Raw genomic sequence first — 3,578 nt, 5'->3', positions numbered from 1 at the left:
GGGATACAGCTAACCGCAACGCGCAATCCCGCCTAAAACTGAGTTTCTCTTTTCAACTACAGCAACTGCACCGTGCGGTTCATTAACGCGGCATCGATCTTTCCTGTCGTAATGATCTGCTGCAAGAAAAATGCCCATAACTTTGCTCGGGCGTCGACAGAAAAATCGCGGCCGCTCTCGTCTGCCAAGCTATCCAAGAACACCAAAATCGGCCGAATTGATTCAACGTTGACACCCCTCATATCCCGAGAAATCGCCCCATCACCAGCAATGATGTAGTCGACATCCACCCTCTCGAATATGGCAGCCAGATACTGCAGATCTGGCACACGCAGCTCTTGCTCGTAATTAGCCTGAGATGCACGGGAGACACCTGCAACCTTAGCAAACTCCGCCTGAGTCAGCCCAGTTCGCGTGCGCTCCTGCTTGAGACGCGAACCGAAACCTTGAGCGCGAGAGCTCGAATCTTGTGAAGACAAAACAGTTTTCCTTGACTCGGTATACGTCATTTGTTAGCATTTCAACCAGTTTCATGATCAGCATTTTACGAACGTAGCTTCAACACCACTCTCCGCTTTGACTCTGAATGATGCTATCAAGAGTGATGCATTTGACGATTCAAATCAATGGACTCACTTCAAAACTGAACGGTCTCCTGGCCCTCATCGAATACAGTGAATCACACTTTCGACCGACTCTGATCTGCATAGAGAGATCGTAGATATTCACCAGAACCCTACGAATCCGACCCTTTGCCGTTGAAACCAATGTTCAGACAATCGGCGTATTAGCTCGACCCGCCCATCAACAACGATTAGGCAACTGTGTCTATCTCTATCCAGCACATGTTCCTGACTCACTTCAATTACTCTGACTCAAAGCCCGAATAGCTAATCTTCCGTTAAATAAATACGCAGAACGTCATTCCTCAAGCGAGGGGAAAAAGCAACGGCTGAAACGCAGAGTAACTGTCATTTAGAGACAAGATGATGACCTCACGCAAACCCAAACTTGCGCGAAAACAAGTCTTACCCACTCTCGTGATTACCCAAGTCTGTAGCGAAGACGATCCGGGAGCTTCCATAATAAACGTTAACGGCCACAGCTATCCAGTTCGGCAACTCTATGTCGCACAAAATGGCAAACGTTCCGACGGAAGGCCCGCATGGTCCCCATTCCGCTTCAACTTGTTTCCCCTGGTGCTCTCTGCCGACGGCTCACCATGGCCCGAAGCTAACTTGTTCATCCTCAAATCCTTGGAAAACAGTCCAGCGCCGGACATGAGGACTTTTGACGCGCGTGCGTTGGACTTGGCGGATTTCCGGAGGTTTCTAGAGTCCGAAAACATTGATTGGCTCCGTTTTAGCGCGTCCAAACTACTACGCCCAACCTATCGCTATCGCGGGAATTTGAACTTTGCCTTACGTGCTGGAGAAGTGAGTCCAAAAACTGTGAATAGAAGAATGGGCACAGTAGTCAGTTTCTATCGCTGGCTAATTAGAGAGCAGCTGTGGAAACCAGACCATCCTCCTTGGATAGATAAAGACATTTTCATCACATCCAAGGATCAACACGGGTTCAGTGTCAGCAAAACGGTTAAATCCACTGACTTGGCTGTACACGTCCCGAATCAACATGATCCATACAGTGAGCACATCCTCGATGGAGGCTTACTACGGCCGCTTCCAATCAATGAACAAGAATGGTTGATAGATGCTCTAGTCGCCGCAGCAAACCCGGAAATGACATTGATTCATCTGATCGGATTACTTACCGGAGCACGCATGCAAACCATCTGCACCATGAAGGCACGGCATGTGCAGATACAGGTTGAGGATGAACAGACGAGTCATGTCCGTCTATCCATTGGCCCTGGAACGGGTATCGACTCAAAGGGCGGAAAGCGAATGGTGTTGCACATACCCGTATGGCTCTACCAATCGCTGTATGTGTATTCAAAGAGCGAACGGGCTGAGCGTCGAAGAGCGAAATCAAGTCAAAGCGATGAGAATCAATACCTATTCCTCACCAAACACGGCCGCCCTTACTATGCCGACCACGAAGAGCGTCAAGCCTTTAACCCGAATAGCACTAAACGATACGATCTTGATGGCGGTGCGATTGGCACATTCATTCGCACCATCATTCGCCCTCACATTCAGTTAAAGCACGGCATGAACAAGTTCAGTTTCCGATTTCATGATACGCGAGCCACTTTTGGTATGAACTTGACTGACTTCTACCTAATCAAGGTTGAAAAGGGGGAAATGACCTTAGGGGCTGTGCGTGAATTCGTAAAGACGCGAATGGGCCACAAAAGCGCGGCCACGACCGATCTTTACCTTGACTACCGAAAGAGCCTCAAATTTGTTCGGGCAGTGATTGAAGAACACGAAATCCACCTAAAAGGGCTTTGTGACCGGGCCATGCAAAATCTCAAATGAACGCCATGATTAAACGGTCAGCGACGGTCATTAAACTACCTATAGACCACGAATCCTTGATCAATTCCCCCGAGAATATCATTCTGGATTTTGGCCAGAAAGGCACCCTTGACATAGGCGCCCTATGCTACCTAACTCGCGACAACAAATTCAATCGATGCAAACGCTACATAACGAGACCTGTCGACTTGAATTCATATTGCGAAGAGAGAGCCCATCATATTCAGAAGCTAATCCTCGACACATCTAAATCAATTCAATTCAGCGAGACCAGTACTTCAAAAGCGCATTATCAAATCCAAGCAGGACTAATCCCATTCATCAACTGGATAGACGAGCACGGGCATCACAAATCGTTTTATTCCGAAGCATCAGCCAGGCCTGTTTTTAGGGAATACAATCTTTTTGTTCTTCGCAGAATATCGAAGGGCGAAATAAATTCGACCACAGCATCAGCGCAAATCCGATCTTTGCTATCTATTCTTAATCAACATCTAAATATAGAAAACCTACACGAAGGAGTCAATATTCCCAGAAAAAAAATTAGCGAAACAAATACAACAGAACCAGTCGAAGAAGCTTCGCAAGCAAGATTTCTCAGCCTATGCAAAACATTATTCGATGGACTTAGTAATTTTGTTATCAACAACCACCCATACCCTTTCGCACTTCATCCCCCCAAGCACCTCGCCGTCGACAACCACACCATGTGGATACGTCCAAAAAGCAAATGGCTTGCGTACACTCCCTCTAAAAAACAAACCGGCGATGAACTTTTCTCGTATTACTTTCCCGAAACGCCTATTCACCTGGACGGAGATACTTTAGACACGCTCTTCAGTGCATTAAAAAACAAACTTAAAAAAGAAGAAAAAAACTTAAAACAAGCCAACGCAAACAGGAACAGCCATCACAGACGTCGCATGGCAAAAATTGCGCACGACGCATTCTTCCAACTATTCCTCGCGCACACAGGAGTCAATCTCACTCAAGCATCCCAATTATGGTGGGAAGGGGACTACTCCCTTGAAATGGATCGACAGGGATTTCGCACAATAAAATGGCGCGCAAGAGGACTAGTTCAATCTTTTGAAATTCAATCCATTTTCACCAAAGACTTTAAAGCGTTCTTAG

General features: G+C 46.8%; 3 protein-coding genes. 2 read left to right on the top strand and 1 reads right to left on the bottom strand.

Translation table 11 applies throughout. The features are described from left to right. Positions 1 to 56: 56 nt before the first annotated feature. Complete coding sequence (locus PHR02_RS13380) at positions 57 to 479, bottom strand: helix-turn-helix transcriptional regulator (protein WP_299992781.1); 423 nt, start codon at positions 477 to 479, stop codon at positions 57 to 59. Between the two features lie 507 nt (positions 480 to 986). Between PHR02_RS13380 and PHR02_RS13375 the strand changes: the two genes are divergently transcribed. Beyond that, the gene (locus tag PHR02_RS13375) at positions 987 to 2,444 is read left to right on the top strand and encodes a hypothetical protein (RefSeq protein ID WP_299992780.1); all 1,458 of its coding nucleotides are present in this window, start codon (positions 987 to 989) and stop codon (positions 2,442 to 2,444) included. Further along, the coding region (locus tag PHR02_RS13370; RefSeq protein WP_299992778.1) for a hypothetical protein at positions 2,441 to 3,578 on the top strand (1,138 nt) is incomplete at its 3' end. The genes PHR02_RS13375 and PHR02_RS13370, both read left to right, overlap by 4 nt.

The organism is Sulfuricurvum sp. (genome assembly GCF_028688295.1).
Classification (GTDB): Bacteria; Campylobacterota; Campylobacteria; order Campylobacterales; family Sulfurimonadaceae; genus Sulfuricurvum.
Note: the sequence above shows the minus strand (reverse complement) of the source record. Positions and strands in the feature narration are given on the sequence as shown.

What these genes read in the sequence shown, in the direction of transcription:
- PHR02_RS13375 (WP_299992780.1), top strand. Translation starts at nt 987, where the DNA reads ATGATGACCTCACGCAAACCCAAACTTGCGCGAAAACAAGTCTTACCC.